This window comes from Rhizobium mayense (assembly GCF_030272705.1).
Lineage (GTDB): Bacteria > Pseudomonadota > Alphaproteobacteria > Rhizobiales > Rhizobiaceae > Rhizobium > Rhizobium mayense.
Genome location: NZ_JARFYM010000075.1, coordinates 1 through 4,804, shown reverse-complemented (window position 1 = coordinate 4,804; position 4,804 = coordinate 1). Strand labels below are relative to the sequence as shown.

Sequence of the window (4,804 nt, the reverse complement as noted above, 5' to 3'; positions counted from 1 at the left end):
CTCGCCGCCGGTATAGCCGACACGCGTCGAGATGACCCCGTTATAGCGGCGGATGAGGTCCTGCATGCCCCAGAAACAACCGCCGGCGAGAACTGCACGCTCCGTAGTCATCGGATATCCTCCACTTGATCGAGATAGGCACCATAGCCTTCAGCCTCCATCCTGTCGCGATGCACGAAGCGAAGAGAGGCAGAGCTGATGCAATAGCGCAAACCGCCGCGGTCCATCGGCCCGTCCGGGAAGACATGGCCTAGATGGCTGTCGCCGTGGATAGAGCGCACTTCGGTGCGCAGCATGCCATGCGAGAGGTCGGTAAGTTCGTTGATATTCGCGGTTTCGATCGGCTTGGTGAAACTCGGCCAGCCGCAGCCTGAATCAAACTTGTCCGAAGAGGCAAACAGCGGCTCGCCCGATACGATATCAACGTAGATGCCCGGCTGCTTGTTGTTGAGATATTCACCCGTGCCTGGACGCTCGGTACCGCTTTGCTGCGTCACACGGTACTGCTCCGGCGTTAGGCGAGATAGCGCATCGGGATTTTTCGCGTAAACTCTCATGTGCTGTCCTCCGTTCGAGCCTTTGAGATAAGGCCGCAGAGGCTGCCGGTCCAATGACCAGCGGGAATTGAAACAATGCATGGACAGCAGAGCGATACGATGGCCCGATGAGCCTTTGCCGAACGCTCTCTTATCCGGTATCGACGACACGCAATAAAAGGGTGCTCAGTCCATAGTCCAATGATGTTAGGCTATCAAATCGATACAATAGCACTGGGCAGGTAGCCGACAAAACGTCGGAGCAAGGCTCACCGGTGCTAGGTGGCCACTTTATCTGGCCGGATGATGCGTCAAGGCTGTGGTTGCTATCGCTTGTGTCTGTGCGCCCGGGTTCGTCATCTCAGGTACGGCGATTTTCAGAATGATAGCCGGAAATCAATGTTATGGCCTCGCCTCCAAATAAGCTCCGGACAGCTCTTATGATCACATTCCCGGCGCGATAAGATTTAGGCATTCACTCCATAACCCCCCGGTATTTCACGCCGCTACAGAAGGCGCCTATAGCTCACCCAATCATTATGAGCTGAAGGAGAGCTTTTGTGTCTGACCTGACAATCTCTGAGATTCTTGACGATCCGATGATTCACGTAATGCTCAATGCCGATGGCATATCTCGGAATGCTTTCGCCCAATTCCTGGAAAGTACTGCTCGTCTTTTTGCACGACGCAAAGAGACTTTGGGGGCCCGTCTGCCGAACCGGCACGGTCGCGCGGCTCACATCTGAGTTGCGATGCCAGACACCCTCTTTGGATCGTCAAATCCGGAGCATTCCCGCCCGCAGCTGGCCTGCGTTAAGCTGTTATCTGGCGGCAGTTGCTATCCAATTGCTGACCTTTGCGGTTTCGTCAGCCAAGGGAAACGCCGTCAAAAGTTGAACGCGACGAAACTCCGGCGGCGAATGCGGGCGCCGGAATCGCGTTGGGAAGGGTAGATGTTCGTTGATTAACGTGAGGTTTTTCGGCGATTATCTGGGGGCCTGTCGAGATGGCGGAAGCGTCCGATGTCCTACGGGTAACCTCGTCAATGAAAGGAGCCGACTGTGCTGTTTCCATCACCACAATCTCAGGATTTGCAGCAGCGCTTCAAGGAATTGAAGGTCGCGGCCGGATACGCCCTGGAAGAAGTTGTCGCTTCAGCGAATAAAGCGGGGTGGGGCACTCGGGAGCTACTCGGCGCACTGGTCGAAGCGGCCCACTCTCTGGCGGACGCTAGCAGTGCGGACCTGGGTCCTGCTGACGATCTGCCAATTAGCGATGCAGTTCGCGAACAGATCGGGCACGGTGAACAATTCGATTGAAGCGTGGTGCCGACAATCCTTGTTCTTTCAGGCGGACGCCAAGCCCGATAGAGAACACGATAAGCATCAACGACACGAACACGACGCCCGAAGCGACGCCCCAAGGATGAGAATCTATTACCGGAAAAACTCGAAAAGGCGGACAAAGAATCGCGCTTGCGTCGCAAACCGTCCAGCCCGCTGGCAGCAAGGACGAGAGGGAGCGACCGATTGTCAATCCGATGACCGGCGTAGCCCTGTGGCGTTTCGGACGTGATTGAGGCGACGAGCCTCGCGATGTAGGCAGGCACGCGGAGAGATGCGGCTAGCCGAGACAGGCAAGCTCTCGTAGACGCAATTCAATCTAGGGTTGTAAAGAGCCGCTTTGGGATTGAGCGAAGCCGCTAACACGGCATAAAGCTGGGACAAGCTAGGCCTTAGCGGGCTGCGCATCTTTCGGCGAGGTTAGGTCAGAGAAACGTCCCTATAGCTCAATTGCACTCGCCTTGTGCCGGCATTGGCGAAAGTGATCGCTTGCATTAGACTGTAGTCGGGGCGCCCTGCGGCTTCGGGCTAGTGAGATCGGACGATCTCGTCGGGCAAGTAGGAAAGGCACCACATTCTGGAAGTCTGATTTCGAATTGGAGACTGGCGAACTTCAAGTTGCCGTCCATCGCGGGCTTTCGACGTGAGGCGAATATGTTTGTGGAAGGGTCAGCGGCCGGATTACGGGCGGATGAGTTTGTGCTCTCGAATCTTTCGCCCAGCGTCGCTCAAAAGCGGTTCGCGCTTGGCGTTGTGTTAGTGCTGCTCGTTGTCTTTATCATCGTGGCAGGCCCGCTCTCTGGCCTGCCACTGCGACGGGTTGACGCCTTTATACCCGCCTACGGCACTGCGATTTTCCTCATCGACTCTATCACCGCAGCCCTGCTCTTCGCGCAGTTTTCCGTCCTACGCTCGCATGCGCTCCTCGCACTAGCGAATGGCTATTTCTTGACAGCGCTCCTCGCAATTCCTTGGACGCTCACATTTCCAGGCGTATTGGCGCCGGAGGGCGGCCTTGGCGGCGGCCTCCAGAGTACGGTTTGGCTCTATGTCCTGTCCCACGCGGGCTTCGCCCTGTTCGCGATCGTCTATACACTGTTGAAGGATGCCGATCCGATGGAGGCGCTGCCGCCACGGTCCATTCGTGCGAGGGTCCTTACGACTGTCGGATCAGTTGCTGCGCTCGTCTGTTGCGCAACGGTTTTCGTTACAGCAGGCCATGCGTTCCTCCCGCGCATCATGCTCGACACGGCGGAGGTTTCCTATCTCTGGTACTTCGTGGTCGGACCGATGGCGGGATTATTCGTCGTCGCGCTTGTCTTGCTATGGCTGCGGCACCGCTCGGTTCTCGATCTCTGGCTGATGTTGGTTTTGTTCGCATACATCATCGAGATCTCCCTCACCGCCTTTCCTATCCCGTACCGCTTTAGCGTCGGCTGGTATGCCGGGCGAGTTTACGGCGTGTTTTCCGGCAGCTTTGTGCTGGTCACCCTGATGAAAGAAGTGACGATGCTATACGGTGAACTGCTGCGCGCAGTCGTCGGCCAACGCCGCGAGCGCGAGGTGCGTCTGCTGACGGGGGACGCGGTCGCAGCCACCGTGGCACACGAGATCAAGCAGCCATTGTCGGCGATGACTATGGACGCCAGTGCGAGCCTGCGCTGGCTTGATCGCGCGACGCCCAACATCGATGAGGCCAAAGCCGCACTACAGCAAATCGTGAACAACGGCCACCGTATGGGCGCGGTAATCGATAATATTCGGACGCTCTTCAAGACCGAAGCACGAATCCGGACTTCGCTCGACGTCAACAATCTGATCCGCGAAGCTCTGGCGCTCGTGCGCTACGATCTGCAGACGCATCGGGTAGCGGTTCAAACCGACTACAACCAATCGCTCCCACTGATAGAGGGCAACGAGGTTCAACTTCAGCAGGTGCTCGTGAATTTGATCACGAACGCGATCGATTCTATGGCGGCCACTGAAGATGGGGACCGAGTACTTTCCTTAAGGTCTAAAGTCTACGACTCCAGCTGTCTGATGGTGGCGGTGGAAGACGTGGGGAAGGGCGTCGAGCCGAGCGCGATCGATCTGATATTCAAACCGCAGTTTACGACCAAGGTGAACGGGATGGGGATGGGGTTGTCGATTTGCCGGTCGATCATCGAGGCCCATGGGGGGCAGTTGTGGGTGACCGCCAATCTACCCCGAGGTGCCATTTTTCACTTCACGTTGCCCGCCCACCGGCAGCACTAGCGCCCGCAACAACGCACGGGCGGCTCGAAATTTGCCGGAGATGCAACCGCCGGACCCAGGCGAGGTCAGGGAAGCGCTCTCCTGTGTCGCTAGCGACGCAGATCGAGCCCAGACATCATCGATCGCATCCCAGAGCAAACCAAGAAGGCGCCACTCCTCCGAAGCCTCTTGCGCGACAACACGCGAACGGGCCTCGTACTACTGGGAAAGCTCCTGGAACCAATGGGGGTAGATATCGGTGTCGGGTGTCATGCTTGATCTCCGTGAAGAGCCAAATGGTCATCGCCGGCGCCGCGGGCGACAACTGCCTTCCGAGAGTTCCATATCGTGTCTGTCAGGTGAGGTTGGGACTGGAGTTATTTCAAGGACCGTCAAGCCGATTTGTGACTTCCTTGATGATGGCGCCGTGATTTCGCGAAACGTCCATGGCAGGGGCAGGTCCGCCACCAAGGGCGTGCCCTCGATGTCGCAATCCCCCGACATCAAAAATTATATAATTAAATCAAAGGCGGACTGAATTCTGTAGCTTCGAGGCAAACCTATTGGAACAGGATGGCCAAACGTGGGTCGCTAGAGCGTTTCTGATTATGTTTGAATCGCGGATTCCCTTTTGATGTCGAATGTGATTCAAGATGCTGGCTGAGAGGAGGTCAGCATCGATGGTCGCAC

At 56.9% G+C, this 4,804-nt stretch carries 4 protein-coding genes and 1 pseudogene; 3 read left to right on the top strand and 2 right to left on the bottom strand.

Features of this window, described 5'->3' with window-relative positions; translation table 11 throughout:
• Together PY649_RS34415 and msrB are read right to left on the bottom strand one after the other, a co-directional pair.
• Positions 1 to 111 (bottom strand): peptide-methionine (S)-S-oxide reductase (locus PY649_RS34415; protein ID WP_285870337.1); only part of this gene is annotated, 111 nt, incomplete at its 3' end.
• Complete coding sequence (gene msrB / locus PY649_RS34410) at positions 108 to 557, bottom strand: peptide-methionine (R)-S-oxide reductase MsrB (RefSeq protein ID WP_285873510.1); 450 nt, start codon at positions 555 to 557, stop codon at positions 108 to 110. The genes PY649_RS34415 and msrB, both read right to left, overlap by 4 nt.
• Positions 558 to 1,597: 1,040 nt before the next feature.
• Here msrB and PY649_RS34405 point away from each other — a divergent pair.
• The 3 genes and pseudogenes from PY649_RS34405 (at position 1,598) to PY649_RS34400 (ending at position 4,135) form a co-directional block, all read left to right on the top strand.
• Positions 1,598 to 1,855 carry a hypothetical protein gene (locus tag PY649_RS34405; protein ID WP_285873509.1) on the top strand — a complete coding sequence of 86 codons (258 nt, stop codon included), beginning with the start codon at positions 1,598 to 1,600 and terminating at the stop codon, positions 1,853 to 1,855.
• A 59-nt stretch (positions 1,856 to 1,914) separates the two neighbouring features.
• Positions 1,915 to 2,115, top strand: a pseudogene (locus PY649_RS35095) (hypothetical protein).
• 418 nt (positions 2,116 to 2,533) lie between these two features.
• A complete protein-coding gene (locus tag PY649_RS34400) occupies positions 2,534 to 4,135 on the top strand; it encodes an MASE4 domain-containing protein (protein WP_285873508.1) in 1,602 nt (533 codons plus the stop codon).
• The last annotated feature ends 669 nt before the right edge of the window (positions 4,136 to 4,804 follow it).

Bases quoted from the DNA above. Each gene is read 5' to 3' on its own strand.
- msrB (WP_285873510.1), bottom strand. From the start codon at position 557: ATGAGAGTTTACGCGAAAAATCCCGATGCGCTATCTCGCCTAACGCCG.
- PY649_RS34400 (WP_285873508.1), top strand. From the start codon at position 2,534: ATGTTTGTGGAAGGGTCAGCGGCCGGATTACGGGCGGATGAGTTTGTG.